14 protein-coding genes, 1 tRNA gene and 2 pseudogenes are annotated in these 15,906 nt (G+C 62.7%); 7 read left to right on the plus strand and 10 right to left on the minus strand.

The window, feature by feature from the left end; all coding sequences use genetic code 11:
• Window positions 1-235 precede the first annotated feature (235 nt).
• Window positions 236-1,055, plus strand: a pseudogene (locus PQR02_RS24265) (hypothetical protein); the annotation flags it as partial.
• 150 nt (window positions 1,056-1,205) lie between these two features.
• Here the strand turns inward: PQR02_RS24265 and PQR02_RS24270 are convergent.
• The 8 genes and pseudogenes from PQR02_RS24270 to cysS all read right to left on the minus strand — a co-directional run.
• A pseudogene (locus PQR02_RS24270) lies at window positions 1,206-1,283 on the minus strand (hypothetical protein); the annotation flags it as partial.
• Window positions 1,284-1,437: 154 nt separating this feature from the next.
• Window positions 1,438-1,695 carry an Arm DNA-binding domain-containing protein gene (locus tag PQR02_RS24275; RefSeq protein ID WP_408236981.1) on the minus strand — a complete coding sequence of 86 codons (258 nt, stop codon included), beginning with the start codon at window positions 1,693-1,695 and terminating at the stop codon, window positions 1,438-1,440.
• 147 nt (window positions 1,696-1,842) lie between these two features.
• Window positions 1,843-1,936: transfer RNA gene (locus PQR02_RS24280), tRNA-Ser, on the minus strand.
• Window positions 1,937-2,115: 179 nt separating this feature from the next.
• Window positions 2,116-3,366, minus strand: a complete 1,251-nt coding sequence (locus tag PQR02_RS24285; RefSeq protein ID WP_408236984.1) for an aspartate kinase — start codon at window positions 3,364-3,366, stop codon at window positions 2,116-2,118.
• A gap of 356 nt (window positions 3,367-3,722) precedes the next feature.
• On the minus strand, window positions 3,723-5,201 hold the full coding sequence (gene tilS / locus PQR02_RS24290) for a tRNA lysidine(34) synthetase TilS (RefSeq protein WP_408236987.1): 1,479 nt from the start codon (window positions 5,199-5,201) through the stop codon (window positions 3,723-3,725).
• A gap of 48 nt (window positions 5,202-5,249) precedes the next feature.
• Complete coding sequence (locus PQR02_RS24295; protein ID WP_408236990.1) at window positions 5,250-6,221, minus strand: acetyl-CoA carboxylase carboxyltransferase subunit alpha; 972 nt, start codon at window positions 6,219-6,221, stop codon at window positions 5,250-5,252.
• Between the two features lie 125 nt (window positions 6,222-6,346).
• Window positions 6,347-7,399 carry a DNA-3-methyladenine glycosylase family protein gene (locus PQR02_RS24300; RefSeq protein WP_408236993.1) on the minus strand — a complete coding sequence of 351 codons (1,053 nt, stop codon included), beginning with the start codon at window positions 7,397-7,399 and terminating at the stop codon, window positions 6,347-6,349.
• Window positions 7,400-7,446: 47 nt separating this feature from the next.
• Entirely contained in the window at window positions 7,447-8,841 is a 1,395-nt protein-coding gene (gene cysS, locus PQR02_RS24305) for a cysteine--tRNA ligase (RefSeq protein WP_408236996.1), read from the minus strand.
• Between the two features lie 229 nt (window positions 8,842-9,070).
• Between cysS and PQR02_RS24310 the strand changes: the two genes are divergently transcribed.
• The 6 genes from PQR02_RS24310 (at window position 9,071) to PQR02_RS24335 (ending at window position 13,722) form a co-directional block, all read left to right on the plus strand.
• Window positions 9,071-9,871, plus strand: coding sequence for a tetratricopeptide repeat protein (locus PQR02_RS24310; RefSeq protein ID WP_408236999.1), 801 nt, complete (start codon window positions 9,071-9,073; stop codon window positions 9,869-9,871).
• 75 nt (window positions 9,872-9,946) lie between these two features.
• Complete coding sequence (locus PQR02_RS24315) at window positions 9,947-10,528, plus strand: peptidylprolyl isomerase (RefSeq protein ID WP_408237002.1); 582 nt, start codon at window positions 9,947-9,949, stop codon at window positions 10,526-10,528.
• A 153-nt stretch (window positions 10,529-10,681) separates the two neighbouring features.
• Window positions 10,682-11,176 carry a peptidylprolyl isomerase gene (locus PQR02_RS24320; protein ID WP_175152749.1) on the plus strand — a complete coding sequence of 165 codons (495 nt, stop codon included), beginning with the start codon at window positions 10,682-10,684 and terminating at the stop codon, window positions 11,174-11,176.
• Window positions 11,177-11,212: 36 nt separating this feature from the next.
• Window positions 11,213-12,010, plus strand: a complete 798-nt coding sequence (locus PQR02_RS24325) for a UDP-2,3-diacylglucosamine diphosphatase (RefSeq protein WP_408237007.1) — start codon at window positions 11,213-11,215, stop codon at window positions 12,008-12,010.
• A 378-nt stretch (window positions 12,011-12,388) separates the two neighbouring features.
• Entirely contained in the window at window positions 12,389-13,480 is a 1,092-nt protein-coding gene (locus tag PQR02_RS24330) for an IS630 family transposase (protein WP_408237010.1), read from the plus strand.
• Complete coding sequence (locus PQR02_RS24335; protein WP_082094473.1) at window positions 13,480-13,722, plus strand: DUF6429 family protein; 243 nt, start codon at window positions 13,480-13,482, stop codon at window positions 13,720-13,722. Before PQR02_RS24330 ends, PQR02_RS24335 begins: the two co-directional genes overlap by 1 nt.
• A gap of 25 nt (window positions 13,723-13,747) precedes the next feature.
• Here PQR02_RS24335 and cysE read toward each other — a convergent pair whose 3' ends face one another.
• Window positions 13,748-14,599 carry a serine O-acetyltransferase gene (gene cysE / locus PQR02_RS24340; protein WP_408237014.1) on the minus strand — a complete coding sequence of 284 codons (852 nt, stop codon included), beginning with the start codon at window positions 14,597-14,599 and terminating at the stop codon, window positions 13,748-13,750.
• A gap of 181 nt (window positions 14,600-14,780) precedes the next feature.
• A complete protein-coding gene (locus PQR02_RS24345) occupies window positions 14,781-15,626 on the minus strand; it encodes an RNA methyltransferase (RefSeq protein WP_408237017.1) in 846 nt (281 codons plus the stop codon).
• Window positions 15,627-15,906 lie beyond the last annotated feature (280 nt).

The following is a 15,906-nucleotide window of genomic DNA, read 5'->3' on the forward strand; positions in this document are numbered from 1 at the left end:
GGTTCATTGCAAGAACACGAGCAACCGCTTCGCTGGTCCTCGCATCTGGAACCGTGTGCGCCCGCTGACGCGCAAATAATCCATGGAATAAGCCCATCTCTCGACTCCGACCGGAATGTCTCGAATGAACAATAAATAAGGCAAGGTCGGTGAACCCAAATTGATCTGGAGCAAACGAAATCACAATCGACTAACGTGAGCGCCAGACTTGGGACCGATGCGTAAAAGGCGATGCGCAAGCGGCGACATGGCCGTTGGTTCGAATCTTGAATGGCAAGGTCCGGCGTCGTTAGCGCTCGTGGCTTTTCGCAATGTGACGATTGCGCCAGCGACAACGCTCAGGAACACCGGCAGCGGCAACCTGAGCTTGCGGCAGACGCGGCGAGCATCCACAACTCTGGCAGCGTGGCCAACCACGGCACGATCGACTGGTCGGGCAGTACGGGTGCAGTGAGTTCGTTCTATGACATGAATGGCAGCTACAGCCCAGGGACGATCCTTGCCAATAGCGCGTGGACAGCCGCGCCGTATAGCGGTCTGGTGACGCAAGCGACCGGCTACAAGCTCGTCAATTCGCTGACTGACCTGGAGAACATATCGCTCGATCTCGCCGGCAACTATGCGCTCGGCTAAGACATCGACATCAACGCGCCGTCATGCTGCAGCGCCGATGTCTATGTCCCGATAGGAACAGGCGCCGCGCCGTTCGCTGGGCAGTTCGAGGGGATAGGCCAGACGCTGTCGAATCTGAATGCGCAGTGCCACCGGTAAGGTGACCCAGGTCGTCGTCCCCGGGGTGGGGGCCTCCGCCGCTCGGCATTGCGCTGACCAATACCGGCACGGTCGCTAACGACGTCTTCTGGGATACGCAAACAACAGGAGCCGCGACTGGTGTCGACTACGGTACTGCCGTGCCTGCCCCGAACGGGCTCACTACCGCACAGATGAGCACGCCGTCGAGCTTTGGCGCGACCTACGACTTCAGTGCGAATGGCGTCTGGGCGATGCCCGCGGGAGCGACGCATCCTGTTTTGCGCTGGCAGATCGGACAATGACGGTACTGCGGCGCCGTTTCGACAGCTTCGACACGGGACCGGCAGGTCGCCTGTTATGACCATGACGCTGGCCGGCAGGGGGCAACTCGCCAGGTGGGCGCACGACGTTTCTTCGACATTCGCTGCTTCATGAATGAGCGACGCCCGAGGCTACAAGGTCAACGATGTGAGCTGCACCATCGCCGTGTCAATATGGCGTACATTGACATCCCCGATCACCGGATAGGCATAGGTTGTAAGCGTATTCGTCCACTGCTGAGCATGCTTGTTGTTTTTTCAGCTCGGCGACATCTTTTCTATGTATATCGCTACGGCATCGCGGAACAGCGTTACCCCTTCAGCGGCAACTGTGCGTTGCGCCTCTTTGCGCGCCTCTATCGGGTCAATCATGTCCTTTACGGGTGCTCTGGCATCGGGCCGGCTCGGCTCGCGCCTCCGCCAACGAAATTATCGAAGCGGCGCCAAGGCCCATCTCACGTGAGCGCCCAAACAGTTTGAACTGGTAGATCCAGGAGCGTGAGCCCGAACCGGAAATCTGAAAGTAGAGACCGCCGCGATCAGCGTAATAGCCCGGATCGACGAGCTTCGCGATACGTAGCGCCGATAGCCGATGAAGTTGTCTGGATTTGGATGCCGCCATTTCTCCCCCCCACTCTCACCCCTACTGGATGGGTCGGTTGTGTCGGTACGAAGTGGAAGCAGCAAGAAGAAACACCCCCAAAACCTTGCTCTTCTAAGGCCTTGGGGGTGTCTAATGGAACCGGGCGGATTTGCCCGGACCGCCTACTGGCGGAGACGGAGGGATTCGAACCCTCGATCCAGGTTTTGGCCCAGATGCTCCCTTAGCAGGGGAGTGCCTTCGACCTCTCGGCCACGTCTCCCAAACTTTCTGTCGCACAGGGAGTCAGTGCGACGAAGCCAAGATAATAGCGGGCCGAACTGCGAAGGTCAATGTCTAAAGAACACTTTTTGTGCCAGCCTTGTCATTGCCGAACAATTCGTTCACATTGGCCGCGCAAAACAAACGGGGCGCTTCGAAGCGCCCCGTTGTTCATGCCATTTACACCTGATCCAGATCAAACGCCTTATGCAGCGCGCGCACCGCGAGCTCCATGTACTTCTCGTCGATCAACACCGAAATCTTGATTTCGGAAGTCGAGATCATCTGGATGTTGATACCCTCTTCCGACAGCGTGCGGAACATCGTGCTCGCGATGCCGACGTGCGAACGCATGCCGACGCCGACCACCGACACCTTCGATACCTTCGGATCGCCCAGCACCTGCTCCGCCTGCACGTGGCCCTTCACCTGGCCGGTGAGGATGTCCATCGCGCGCTGATAATCGCCGCGGCCGACCGTGAATGTGAACGCCGTCTTGCCTTCGACGCTCTGGTTCTGGATGATCATGTCGACGTCGATATTCGCGTCCGCCACCGGGCCGAGAATCTGATACGCGATGCCCGGCTTGTCGGGCACACCCATCACGGCGATACGAGCTTCGTCGCGCTGAAACGCGATGCCCGAGATGACTGCTTTTTCCATGGTCTCGTCTTCTTCAAAAGTAATCAGGGTGCCCGACTTCATTTCTACGTCGAGGGGCATCAGCGGATCGGTCAGGCTCGACAGCACGCGCGTCTTCACCTGATATTTGCCGGCGAATTCCACCGAGCGGATCTGCAGCACCTTCGAACCCAGGCTGGCCATTTCCAGCATTTCTTCGAACGTCACGCGATCGAGCCGGCGCGCTTCCTCGACCACGCGCGGGTCGGTCGTGTATACGCCATCGACGTCCGTGTAAATCAGGCACTCATCGGCTTCCAGCGCGGCCGCGACCGCGACCGCCGAAGTATCCGAACCGCCTCGGCCGAGCGTGGTGATGTTGCCGTCAGGATCGATGCCCTGGAAGCCGGTGATCACCACCACCCTGCCCGCGCCGAGATCACGCAGCACGCGCTCGCCGTCGATTTCGCTGATGCGCGCTTTGGTGAACGCGCTGTCTGTCCTGACCGGCACTTGCCAGCCGGCATAGCTGACCGCGTCGACGCCGGCTTCCTGCAGCGCGATGGCGAGCAGTCCCGAGCTGACCTGCTCGCCCGTGGCGGCGATCATGTCGAGTTCGCGCGCGCTCGGTTGAGTCGTGATTTCTTTCGCGAGACCGAGCAAGCGGTTGGTTTCGCCGGACATCGCCGACGGCACGACGACCATCTTGTGGCCAGCCTTGTGCCATTTCGCGACGCGCTTGGCGACGTTCTTGATGCGCTCGACCGAGCCCATCGAGGTGCCGCCGTATTTATGTACGATGAGTGCCATTGTCGTTCTGAACTGGAAGAGAAACCGCGCTGGCGCGCTGGAGACAACCGCACAAAAGCACAGGGCGCGCAACGTCTTGTGAACGACGGCAGAGTGTGTGGCGGCGTAAATGCAGCGCGCGTGCTACACGCGCGGATTTGCCCGGAAATGATCGCTAATGGCTTAACGGAAACGACGGATCACGCTCGCAAACCGGCGATAGCGACAAAAGCGACGGCGAAATCGGGTCGGGCAAACACGTAAACCTACCCGATCGGGGGCAAAAAGACAAGCCGCGCCGGCTATCGAAAGGCGCGCAATCGGTGCTGCAAAGGCCTGTTTCCTGCGGCTTTGCGCCCTATTTCGAGGTTTCGCGCTCAGGCGATCAGCAGATCTTCGCGCCAGACGATTCTGATGCGCGGGGCGGCGGGGTCGGCCGGGTCGGTCAACGCCGCGCGGTTCACGCCGAGCAGAGGCACGAACAGCAGTTCGTCGCCGATGTGAAGCAGCGGCACGTCGCGCTTCCACGCGGGAATGCCGCGCTCCTGGAAGAGGTTCTTCAAGGTCCGGTTCGGTGCGCTGGGCGATTCGGCCGTGCGCATCCGTTCGCCGCCGCTGCGTGACCGTGCGCTCAGCAATGCGCGTTGCAGCACCCCGATGGGGATCGAGTCGAGATTGGACAGGTCGGCGCTCGCATCCGCGGCGGCCGCGCGTGCATTGCCTGTTGCAGCATCTAGCGGTGCAAACACAAACGTGCCCCGCCATTGCGGCAAATGCCACACGGACTCTCCCTGCCATGCGAGTTCGCTGATCTCGCGAGCGGCGAGCGCGATTTCGTCGGCGGGCTCGCTGCTCTCCCCTGCTTCCCAGTAGACGAGGCCGCGATAGCTGCGCAACGCATGCCCCGCATGATCGACACGCAAACGATGACCCTCGCCCGCCGCGCCCACTTCACGCAGTTGGCGCAGCGCATCGGTCAAGCGCGCACTGGACGCCGCCACGAGCCCCAATGTGCGCATCCAGTAGCGCAGCAGGTTGAGTGCGCGATCGTCGTCGAGTGCGAGCAGCGCACGCTGCGAGAGCGCACGCCCTTCGTCCTCGGCTGCCGCATTCAGGTCGATGCGCGCGAGCACATCGAGCAATCGCTGCGCCGATCCCGCATGCGCGGCCGTACGCGCGAGCGCGTCGCGAAAACCGGGAAAGTGGACGGCAAGCGCTGGCGTCACCTCGTGACGCAATGCATTGCGAGCGTAGCGAGTGTCCGCGTTCGACTCGTCGTCGATCCAATGCAAAGCGTGCTCGCTCGCGTATTGCTCGAGTTGCGCGCGCAGCACGTGAAGCAAGGGCCGCACGCGCGTTGCGCACGCCCCTGCCGCGAGAAACTCGGGCGCCATCGCCGCAAGACCCGCGAGACCGGCGCCACGCAGCAATTGCAGCAGCACCGTTTCCGCCTGGTCGTCCGCGTGTTGCGCGAGCCATAGCGTCTGCACGCCGCGCGCCGCGCACATCGTGTCCAACGCGCGATAACGCGCATCGCGCGCCGCCGCCTCGACACTCACGCCGGTGGCACGCGACACCTCGACGCGCCGCGTGTCGAATTCAACCCCGCGCTCGCGCGCAAACACTTGACAATGCGCGAGCCACGCATCGGCATGAGGACTCAATCCGTGATGCACATGCAGCGCGACACAACGCGACGCGCCGGCGACACGCACAGCGGCATCGAGCAGGACCGTCGAATCGACCCCGCCGCTGAATGCCACCGCAATGCGCGCGTTCGCGGGAAGCGCGGACAACGCCAGACCGACCGCCTCGATCACGAGGCGGTCGGCAGGCGTTTCGGCGGTGGTGGTCACGTCGCTAGCGCGTGAAGCGCCGAAGGACGAAAGAGAACGCGCGCGGGCTTACGCACCCGGCGTCGTTTCCTTGAACTTGCCGTACGACATCAACCGTTCGAAACGGCGTTGGCGCAGGTCGTTGATGCTCATGCCCTGGAACTGGCGCAGCGAATCGGCGAGCGCACGGCGCAGCATCGCGGCCATGCCCTTCGGATCGCGATGCGCGCCGCCGAGCGGCTCGTTGACGATCTTGTCGATCAGCCCGAGCGCCTTCAGACGATGCGCGGTCAGCCCGAGCGCTTCCGCGGCTTCCGGCGCTTTCGCGGCGCTTTTCCACAGAATCGACGCGCAACCTTCGGGGGAAATCACCGAGTAGGTCGAGAACTGCAGCATCAGCACGCTGTCGCCGACAGCGATCGCGAGCGCGCCGCCCGAACCGCCCTCACCGATGATCGTTGCGATCAGCGGCGTCTTCAGCTCGGCCATCACGTACAGGTTGCGGCCGATAGCTTCGGACTGGCCACGCTCTTCCGCGCCGATGCCTGGATACGCGCCCGGCGTGTCGATGAACGTGAAGATCGGCAGACTGAATTTTTCGGCGAGACGCATCAGACGCTCGGCCTTGCGATAGCCTTCCGGACGCGGCATGCCGAAGTTGCGCAGCGCGCGCTCCTTGGTGTCGCGGCCCTTCTGATGACCGATCACCATGCAGGCCTGGCCATTGAAACGCGCGAGGCCACCGACGATCGACAGGTCGTCCGCATAGCTGCGGTCGCCGTGCAGTTCGTGGAAATCGGTGAACAGCTCGTTCACGTAGTCGAACGTGTACGGGCGCTGCGGATGACGGGCGATTTGCGAAACCTGCCACGGCGTCAGGTTCGCGTACAGATCTTTGGTGAGCTGTTGACTCTTCTTGGACAGCCGTTCGATTTCTTCCGAAATATCGACGGCCGAATCGTCCTGTACGAAGCGCAATTCTTCGATCTTCGCTTCGAGTTCAGCGATCGGCTGTTCGAAATCCAGAAAGGTGGTCTTCATTGGTTGTAATCCTTGGACTTACCGGCAGCGCGTATTCTAACCGCGCGCGCCAATGTCAAAGCCATTTCTCAACTATCGGACATCGATAATCCATAGTTTTTCGAAACGGCCTCGCTTCTTCTTTTTCAGTAGTCGACCGGCAACGGATCGAGACTACGCCACATGTACCAGGTCGCGACGGTGCGCCACGGCTCCCAGTTCGCGGCGACCTCGCGCGCTTCGCTGCGCGTCACCGGTTCGCCGCTGAAATAGTTCACGCTGATCGCGCGGATCAGCCCGAGGTCGTCGAGCGGCAGCACATCGGGCCGCGACAGATTGAAGATCAGGAACATCTCCGCGGTCCAGCGGCCGATGCCGCGAATCTGCGTGAGCTCGGCGATCACCGCCTCGTCTTCCATCGACGTCCACTTGCCGACGTGCAGCGCACCCGACACAAAGTGCTGTGCGAGATCGAGCACGTACTCGGCCTTGCGTTTGGACAGGCCGCACCCGGTCAGCTTCTCCTGACCGAGCTTGATGAACTGCTGCGGCACCAGCTTCGGACATGCGGCCTCGACCTTCGCCCACACCGCCTGCGCGGACGCGACCGAAATCTGTTGCCCGACCACCGAGCGCGCGAGCGTGACGAACGGATCGCCACGGCTTAACAGATGCACCGGGCCGAATTTCGGAATCAGTTTCTTCAGAATGCGGTCGCGCTTGACGAGGTCCGCACAGGCCTTGTCCCAATACGCGGGACGCGTGACTTCAGGCGCGAGACCGGCGATCTGCACCGGCACCGCGACTTCGCTCGCGCTCGCCGCTTCGCCGCCGGCGCTCGCCGACGCGCGGGTCTTGCGCACCACTTCGCCCGCATTGGCATCGCGCGCGAGTTCCTGCACGTCGTCTTCCAGTTGGGCCGGCAACGCGCCATTGCCTCTCGCACGCGAGGCCTTCGCGCGCTTCGCAGCAGACGCATGCGCGGACGCACCGTTGAGCGCGCGCTTGACTACGGCCCTTTTCGCTGGTCCCGCCGCAGCGCCCATCCCGGTCTTCGCGATCACCCCTGCTGCCTTCGACGATGCTTTCTTTACCGTGCCGCTGCCCGTGCGCGCCGACGTGCGTGTCGGCTTTGCCGCGGCAGCCGCGTTTGTTTGAGACGTGGCTCGTTTAGCCGGCGTCTTCGTGGCCGTTGCCATCCTGCCTCCTGCCTGGCGAGTCGATCAAAGGGAAGTACGAGGTGCGCTCACACGCGCCGCCACTCGGTCAACCCGCCGGGTTTGTCTTCAAGTGCAACGCCGGCCTCGAGCAATTCGGCCCGGATCCGGTCTGCTGCCGCATAGTCCTTCGCCTGCTTGGCGGCCACGCGCGCGGCGATCTTCGCTTCGATCGCGGCGGGCTCGAGCGCGCCTTCCGCGCGACCCGCGACCTGCTGCAGATAGGCACGCGGCTCGCGGCCGAGCAGTCCGATCACCGCGCCGAGCGAGCGCAATTGACGGGCCAGCGCGGGGTCGCGCGTGCGGTTCACTTCAGTTGCCAACTCGAACAACACCGACACTGTAACCGGCGTGTTGAAGTCGTCGTTCATAGCCGCCTGGAAACGCTGCGCATGCGCTTCGTTCCAGTCGAGTTCCGCGTCGTCCGGCGCGACGTCCTTCAGCGCGGTGTACAAACGCGCAAGTGCGTTGCGAGCGTCGTCGATATGCACGTCGCTGTAGTTCAACGGCGAGCGGTAGTGGGCGCGCGCAATGAAAAAACGCACGACCTCCGCATCGTACTGCGCCAGCACTTCGCGAATCGTAAAAAAATTGTTCAACGACTTCGACATCTTCTCATTGTCGATCTGTACGTAGCCGTTGTGCATCCAGTAATTGACGAATGTTTGACCGGTAGCAGCTTCACTTTGGGCAATTTCGTTTTCGTGGTGCGGAAACTGCAAGTCCTGGCCGCCGCCATGAATGTCGAACTGGTCGCCGAGCAGCGTGCAACCCATCGCCGAGCATTCGATATGCCAGCCGGGACGGCCGCGCCCGTACTTCGAATCCCAACCTGTATCCGCGGGCTCGTCCGGCTTCGCCTGCTTCCAGAGCACGAAGTCGAGCGGGTCCTGCTTCGCGTCGTTGGCCGCGACGCGTTCGCCCGCGCGCAGATCTTCGAGCGACTTGCCCGACAGCTTGCCGTAGCCCGCGAACTTGCGCACTGCGTAGTTGACGTCACCGTCGCTCGCCTGGTATGCGTAGCCGTTCGCCTCGAGCGTCTCGATCATGCCGAGCATCTGAGGAATGAAGTCGGTGGCGCGCGGCTCGATGTCCGGACGCTGGATGCCGAGCGCGTCCGCGTCTTCATGCAATGCGGCGATGAAGCGGTCGGTCAGCGACTTGATCGTCTCCCCGTTCTCGACCGCGCGGCGGATGATCTTGTCGTCGATATCCGTGATGTTGCGCACGTAGGTCACGTCGTAGCCGAGCTTGCGCAGCCAGCGCTGCACGATGTCGAACACGACCATCACCCGCGCATGACCGACATGGCAATAGTCGTACACGGTCATCCCGCAGACGTACATCCGCACGACGCCTTCTCGCATCGGGACGAAAGTTTGCTTGTCACGCGCGAGCGTGTTGTAGATGCGCAGTGATTCCATAGAGAACGGTGCGTGGGCCGAAAGAAATCCGCATTGTTTGAAGCGCGCCGCGCCCCGCGAACAGGACGGCGGTGCGTCGCATGCAGCAAAACCGGTGCAGCTGGTGCGGCGGTCAGGCTGCGATCAAGGCGGAGACGACCACGAGTGGCGAAAAGACAGTCGGCGGTTCGACGGAACGCGCAGACCTTTTGTTAGAATGGGTCGGAGTATAACATCCAGACCCAAGCCTATGAAACCTTCCAGCGGCCGCGCGCGCAGCGTTGCGACCCTCGCCGCGACGGCGTTCAGTGGGCTCACGCGCGGCCTTGCCCGCGGTGTTGCCCATGATGCGACGCGTGCCCTCACCTTGCGCTTCACCGTCGCTGCCGCCCTTGCGGTGCTGCCGGCTGCGGCGGTCTACGCGCAGAAGGCCGCCGTCATGCCGCAAGGCCCCGCGGTACGCGACAACACGCCGGAGGCCGACGCATCGATCGCGCAGAAAAACTGGCAGGCGTCGCTCGCGCAACTCGACGCGCGCATCGCGTCGAATCCGCGCGACGCCCAGGCGAAGTTCAAGCGCGCCACGGTGCTCGCCCACCTGAACCGCGACGACGAAGCGATCGCCGCCTTCACCGAACTCACGCAGACCTACCCCGAATTGCCCGAGCCGTACAACAACCTGGCTGCGCTTTATGCGAAGCAGGGCAATTTCGCCGAAGCGCGCGCCGCGCTCGAGACGGCGACCAAGGTGAACCCGGGCTACGGCCTCGCGTACGAAAATCTTGGCGACCTGTATTTGCGCATGGCCAACGAAGCCTACCGTCGCGCGCAAAATCTCGGCAAGGCCAGCGCCGCGACCACGCAGCGTCTCGCGGACATCCAGAAGATCGTCTCACCGCCCAAGACCCCGGCGCCGCCGAAGCAGGCCGTGGTGCCGCTCGAAAACCCCACGAATGGCGCCCCCTCGAACATGACGCAAACACCGAGCTTCCAGTTCGGCGGCGCGAACGGCTCGCTAGCGATGCCGCCGTACATGGCGCCGTCGCGATAGCGCCGGTACGTCATCGGCACCCCGCGCTTTCGGCAGCATATTGAGGCACAAGTTTTTCCAACCCCGAGGATCTTCATGAAATGGTTGATGTTGGCGCTCGGCAGCGCCGCCCTGATCGCAAATGCACCCGCGTTTGCCCAGTCCGGTTCTCAAGCCGCGCATCCGTCCGTCCTGCTCAAGACATCGGAAGGCGACATCCGCGTCGAGTTGTATCCCGAGAAAGCGCCGAAGACGGTCGCTAATTTTCTCGATTACGTGAAGTCCGGCCAGTACAGCGGCACGATCTTCCATCGCGTGATTCCGGGCTTCATGATCCAGGGCGGCGGCTACACGCAGAGCTTCGCTGAGAAGCCCACGCGCGCGCCGATTCCGCTCGAGAGCCGCAACGGTCTGAAGAACCAGGCCGGCACGCTCGCGATGGCGCGCACCAGCGACCCGAATTCGGCCACCGCGCAGTTCTTCATCAACACGGTGGACAACGCCAATCTCGACTATCCGAATCCGGACGGCAACGGCTATGCGGTGTTCGGCAAGGTCACGAGCGGCATGGACGTCGTGAAGAAGATCGAAGCCACGCCCACCACCACGCGCGGCCCGATGGGCGACGTGCCGAAAACGCCGATCGTGATCCAGTCGGCCACGGTGGTCGGCAAGTAAGCGAACGCGAGCACAACCGAATACGAAACTGAACGCACCCGCACGCGCCTGACTGCGCACGAGTGCACAATCCACGCCCCGGCGCGGTCCGTCGTCAACCCATCACGACTCGCCGCGTCCTCTTACCCACCCCGTTCATCAAAGGATTCCATCATGGTTGAACTGCATACGAACCACGGCGTCATCAAACTCGAACTGGACGCCGAAAAGGCGCCGAAGTCGGTTGAGAACTTCCTCAACTACGTGAAGGCCGGTCACTACGACAACACGGTGTTCCACCGCGTGATCGACGGCTTCATGATCCAGGGCGGCGGCTTCGAACCCGGCATGAAGCAGAAGCCGACGGCCGAGCCGATCAACAACGAAGCGAACAACGGCCTGAAGAACGTCAACGGCTCGATCGCGATGGCGCGCACCAACGACCCGCATTCGGCGACCGCGCAATTCTTCATCAACGTGAACGACAACGACTTCCTGAACCACTCGTCGCCGACGCCGCAGGGCTGGGGCTACGCGGTGTTCGGCAAGGTGGTCGAAGGCATGGACGTGGTCGAGAAGATCAAGAAGGTCAAGACGGGTTCGAAGGGCTTCCATCAGGACGTGCCGGCCGACGACGTCGTGATCGAAAAGGCTGTGATCGTCGACTAAGCGTCGATTCGTTCGAACTGGAATCAGGCACCTTCAATGCTGCAAGAAACGCCGCTGCGAAGCGTCGCCGCGGGCGTGCCTGGCGAGGGCAAACGCCCGCACGCCGCACGCCCGTTTTTTTTCCTCTCCGACATCCATTTGAGCGAGGCGATTCCGCACACGGTCGCCGCGTTCGAACATTTCATTCGCGTCACCGCCGAGCAGGCGGATTCGGTGTTCATTCTCGGCGATCTGTTCGAGTACTGGGTCGGCGACGACATGCTGGCCGAGCCATTTGTCGCGCGCGTGGCGGCGCTGCTGCATACGCTGTCCGAACGCGGCATCGCGCTCTACCTGATGCACGGCAACCGCGACTTTCTGCTCGGCAAGCGCTTCATGAAAGCGGCCGGCGCGATCTGGCTGCCCGACCCGTTCGTGATCACCGCATTCGGCACACGAGTCGCGCTTGCGCACGGCGACGGGCTGTGCAGCGCGGATCGTGGTTATCAGTTCTTCCGGCGTTTTGCGCGCAATCGTTTCGCGCAGATGCTGTTTCTCGCGTGGCCGTTTCGCTGGCGTCAGAAGCTCGCCGAGAACATGCGCTCGAAAAGCGAAGAGGGCCGCGCGCGGCCGGTGTCGATGAAGTACGACGTGACGCCGAAAGCCGTAGCCGCGTTGTTCAAGGCGTCGAAGACCGCGACGATCATTCACGGACATACGCATCTGCCCGCGCGGCACCGCGAGCCGGGCGGCACGCGCTGGGTGTTGCCGGATTGGGATCTCGATCACGGCACGCGCCGCGGCGGGTATCTGCGGATTGATGCGGATGGGATTCGGGCGTTGCCGCTGGATTGAGACTGGTTTTGGCGCGGCTGCAGTTGCTTCAGGCGTCGGTTGCCTCCAGCCTCGCTTGCTCGCGACTGTGCTGTGGCGAAGCTGGCTTGTCGTCTGAAGCCGATGTGCGTGAGACCTGCCGCGCGTGAAGCTCGATCTCGTCAAACTCGCTTGGTCGACTCGCGCCCGCCCGACACAGGCTTGCGTAAAACCGTCCTGTCGAAGTTGCGCGATAGCTGCATGGCTAAAGCCCTTCGGATTGACGGAGTCCCTCGAACGGGCCAGCGCTCAAAGCGCCAACCCACAGCGATCAACTAGTGTCCTGAGTTAAAAATTCATTGAATGATGCCGATCACGTACTAAAGTGTTCTGTGTAGCACTTGATACGCGGAGGCGACGATGAGTGGACGGTCCAAAGGGGAACTCGTGCTGAGCGATTCGGAGCGCGAAGACCTGCAAGCGCTGACGATGCGACGCAAGACCGGGCAGGCCTTGGCATTGCGGGCGCGCATCGTGCTGGCGTGTGCCGATGGCATGGACAACAAGACAGTTGCGGCGAAACAGCGGGTCACACAGCAAACGGTTTCGAAGTGGCGGGCGCGGTTCGTGATCCATCGTGTGGACGGCCTGCTCGATGCACCACGGCCCGGCGCCCCGAGGACGATTGATGACGCGCGCGTCGATGCGGTCATCGCGAAGACGCTCGAGTCCGTGCCTGTCGGAGCGACTCACTGGAGCACGCGCACGATGGCTCGCGAAATGAAATTGTCGCAGACGGCGGTCACACGAATCTGGCGTGCTTTTGGCTTGCAACCGCATCGGCAGGAAACGTTCAAACTCTCCAGCGATCCGATGTTCGTCGACAACGTGCGAGATATCGTCGGGCTTTACCTGGACCCGCCGCTCAAGGCCATGGTGCTATGCGTGGACGAGAAGAGCCAGATTCAGGCGCTCGATCGCACGCAGCCCATGTTGCCATTGGCACCCGGCATCCCCGAGCGACGTACCCACGATTACATGCGCCACGGTACGACCACCCTGTTCGCGGCGCTGGACATCGCTACTGGTGAAGTAATCGGCGAGGTACATCGGCGCCATCGCAGCAGCGAACTTGTGCGCTTTCTACGCACCATCGAAGCCAGCGTGCCGTCTTACCTGGAGGTGCATCTGGTGATGGACAACTATGGCACGCACAAAACGCGCTCGATCAAAGCCTGGTTCGCTCGTCATCCTCGCTTCCATGTTCACTTCACACCCACCTCGGCGTCGTGGCTTAACCAGGTCGAACGATGGTTTGCCGCGCTCACTGAAAAATACCTTCGACGCGGAACGCATCGGTCGACACGTCAACTCGAAGACGCGATCCGTCATTACCTGGATGTCTATAACGCGAACCCCAAACCGTTTGTCTGGAGCAAGTCAGCGGATGAGATCTTGGCCAGCCTCGAACGGTTTTGTGTGCGGGTCCGCAAGGCTACGGCAGGAGCATGATGAACATCAATACCGACGCTATTGATGAAGTTTCCCTGGCGCTTCTCTACCTGACCCTGCATGACCGATACCGTGCATGGAAGGGCTTCGACTGGGACGTGCTGAACCGACTCCATGAACGAGGCTTCATCGAAGACCCTGTCAACAAAACGAAGTCCGTGATCTTTACGGAAGAAGGACTGCGCGAGTCCGAGCGACTTTTTAATCAGCACTTTGTCATTCCGGAAAGAACAGGGAATTAATTCAACGAACTTCTAACTCACGACACTAGCGCTCCGCCACCGCCCCTTCCACTTTCCCCGCAATCGCGGCCGACAGGCGTCGCAAGTCGAGCAGCGCCGCATCCGCACCTTGCAGACCTTCGAGGCTCGTGCCCAACCGCTCCAGTGCGTCGACGATTTCATCGATACGCTTCGCTTGGTTGGCGGCATGATCGATCAGCCCATGTATCGCCAGCGACACGGGGTCGTCCGCATTCGGCGTAATGCCGTATGCGCAGAATTCACTGCGTGGGGTCGCACGTTTCGCATCGCGCGACGCGTCACGGCTCGAGCCGGCGTCGGTGGCCGCCGTCGCCATAACCGACGCTACCGCCGCTACCGCCGCCGGCACGATGATCCGCGCCGGATTGCCCACCGCCGTGCCGCGTGCGGGCACCGGCTTGGTCACCACGGCATTCGAACCGATCTTCGCGTCCGCACCGATCGTGAAGCCGCCGAGCACCTTCGCGCCCGCGCCCACGATCACCCCGCGTTCGAGTGTGGGGTGCCGCTTCGCGCCGCGCGTCAGCGACGTGCCACCCAGTGTCACGCCCTGATAGATCGTGCAGTCGTCGCCGATCTGCGCGGTTTCGCCGACCACCACACCCATACCGTGGTCGATGAACACGCGCCGTCCCACCGTCGCGCCCGGATGGATTTCGATACCGGTCATGAAGCGCGCCATCTGCGAAATGAAGCGCGCGAGCCAGCGGCGCCGCGCCTGCCAGCACGCGTGCGCGAGCCGGTGCAGCACGAGCGCGTGCAAGCCCGGATAACACGTCAGCACTTCCCATGCGCTGCGGGCGGCGGGATCGCGCTCGCGGATCGTGGCGATGTCTTCGCGAAGTCTCGTGAACATGACAGGGGCTGTGTTGTGGGAGAAAAGACCGCTTGCGCACAGTCGCGCATGACGGCGCGACTGCCGCATAGCACGGCGGCGCATTTGGTTAGAACGTTTCGAGGATTGTAGGTCGATTGCGCGAAACCTGTTGGAAGCCCACGCTGAGGGCAAGGTCGTCGTGATCGGACGAAGGCGTGGTTCAGGAGGCGTCGTCGTCGGTTCGCTTCGCCTTCAGCAGGATGTGCTTGGCGATGCCACGCACGATGTTCACTTCCTCGCGCTCGAGCCCCGAACGCGCGAACAGTCGCCGCAGGCGCGACATCAGTTTCTTGGGATTGGCCGGATCGAGAAAGTCGATCGCTACGAGCGCGCGCTCCAGATGCGTGAACATGCTTTCGATCTCGTCGCTTGCCGCGCGCGCCCCGAACGGCTCGCCTTGCGCCGCGTTCGGACCAGGCACGGCGGACGCGGCAAGCGCCGATGCCACCGAGTCGTCCGCCGACAGATACATGGTGCGCAACTCGTAGGCCAACACCTGCACGGCCTGCGCGAGATTGAGCGAGCTATAGGCCGGATTGGCCGGAATATGCGCGAGCGCGCTGCAACGCTCCACGTCCTCGTTCGACAGGCCCGTGCGCTCGTTGCCGAACACCAGCGCGATCTCGCCGTGCACCGCCTGCTCATGCGCGAGCGCGGCCGCGGCGCGCGGCGTCCACTGCGGCGGACCGTATTCGCGCAGCCGCGCGGTCAGCGCGACGGACCAATGCACGCCTTTTAACGCGTCGGCGAGCGTGGGGACGACGTGCGCGGACGCGAGTACATCGTCGGCGCCGCTCGCCATCGCGATCGCTTCCGGATCGCTCTGCACGCGCGGCACGCGCGGCGACACCAGCACGAGCCGCGAGAACCCCATGGTTTTCAGCGCGCGCGCCGCCGCGCCGACGTTGCCCGGATGACTGGGCTCGACGAGCACGAAGCGTGTCGAAGTGAAACCGCCGCGCAGGTCGGCTACGGCGGGATCGGAAGAATGGTGCGGGTGGTCCACGATGGAATTCTGCAAGCTAACGAGACGCGTATGGTAGCGCCAACCGCGGGCGGAGTCCGAATTGCCGGTGCTTCTCGTGCTGCTTGCCGCTGCGTCGGGACAATTTGCGGCGGACAATCGCGGCGGATTCATAGGGGTGCCTTGTTAGAAGCCATGCAGTTGCCCTTTTGGCGTCATCTGACGGCCACAATGCCGACGCCGCGCCATTGCCCCATGGTGACCCGGCAGAAGCCCCATAACCGCCCCAGCGCGCCGCGAACGCTGCCGCGCCCCCCGGACT

This window comes from Paraburkholderia sediminicola, from assembly GCF_046026895.1.
Classification (GTDB): Bacteria; Pseudomonadota; Gammaproteobacteria; order Burkholderiales; family Burkholderiaceae; genus Paraburkholderia; species Paraburkholderia sediminicola_C.

Coding starts and splice junctions, on each gene's coding strand:
- PQR02_RS24275 (WP_408236981.1), bottom strand. CDS start 1,695: ATGGCGGCATCCAAATCCAGACAACTTCATCGGCTATCGGCGCTACGT.
- PQR02_RS24285 (WP_408236984.1), bottom strand. CDS start 3,366: ATGGCACTCATCGTACATAAATACGGCGGCACCTCGATGGGCTCGGTC.
- PQR02_RS24295 (WP_408236990.1), bottom strand. CDS start 6,221: ATGAAGACCACCTTTCTGGATTTCGAACAGCCGATCGCTGAACTCGAA.
- cysE (WP_408237014.1), bottom strand. CDS start 14,599: ATGTTCACGAGACTTCGCGAAGACATCGCCACGATCCGCGAGCGCGAT.
- cysS (WP_408236996.1), bottom strand. CDS start 8,841: ATGGAATCACTGCGCATCTACAACACGCTCGCGCGTGACAAGCAAACT.
- PQR02_RS24325 (WP_408237007.1), top strand. CDS start 11,213: ATGCTGCAAGAAACGCCGCTGCGAAGCGTCGCCGCGGGCGTGCCTGGC.
- PQR02_RS24320 (WP_175152749.1), top strand. CDS start 10,682: ATGGTTGAACTGCATACGAACCACGGCGTCATCAAACTCGAACTGGAC.
- PQR02_RS24315 (WP_408237002.1), top strand. CDS start 9,947: ATGAAATGGTTGATGTTGGCGCTCGGCAGCGCCGCCCTGATCGCAAAT.
- PQR02_RS24310 (WP_408236999.1), top strand. CDS start 9,071: ATGAAACCTTCCAGCGGCCGCGCGCGCAGCGTTGCGACCCTCGCCGCG.
- PQR02_RS24335 (WP_082094473.1), top strand. CDS start 13,480: ATGAACATCAATACCGACGCTATTGATGAAGTTTCCCTGGCGCTTCTC.
- PQR02_RS24330 (WP_408237010.1), top strand. CDS start 12,389: ATGAGTGGACGGTCCAAAGGGGAACTCGTGCTGAGCGATTCGGAGCGC.
- PQR02_RS24300 (WP_408236993.1), bottom strand. CDS start 7,399: ATGGCAACGGCCACGAAGACGCCGGCTAAACGAGCCACGTCTCAAACA.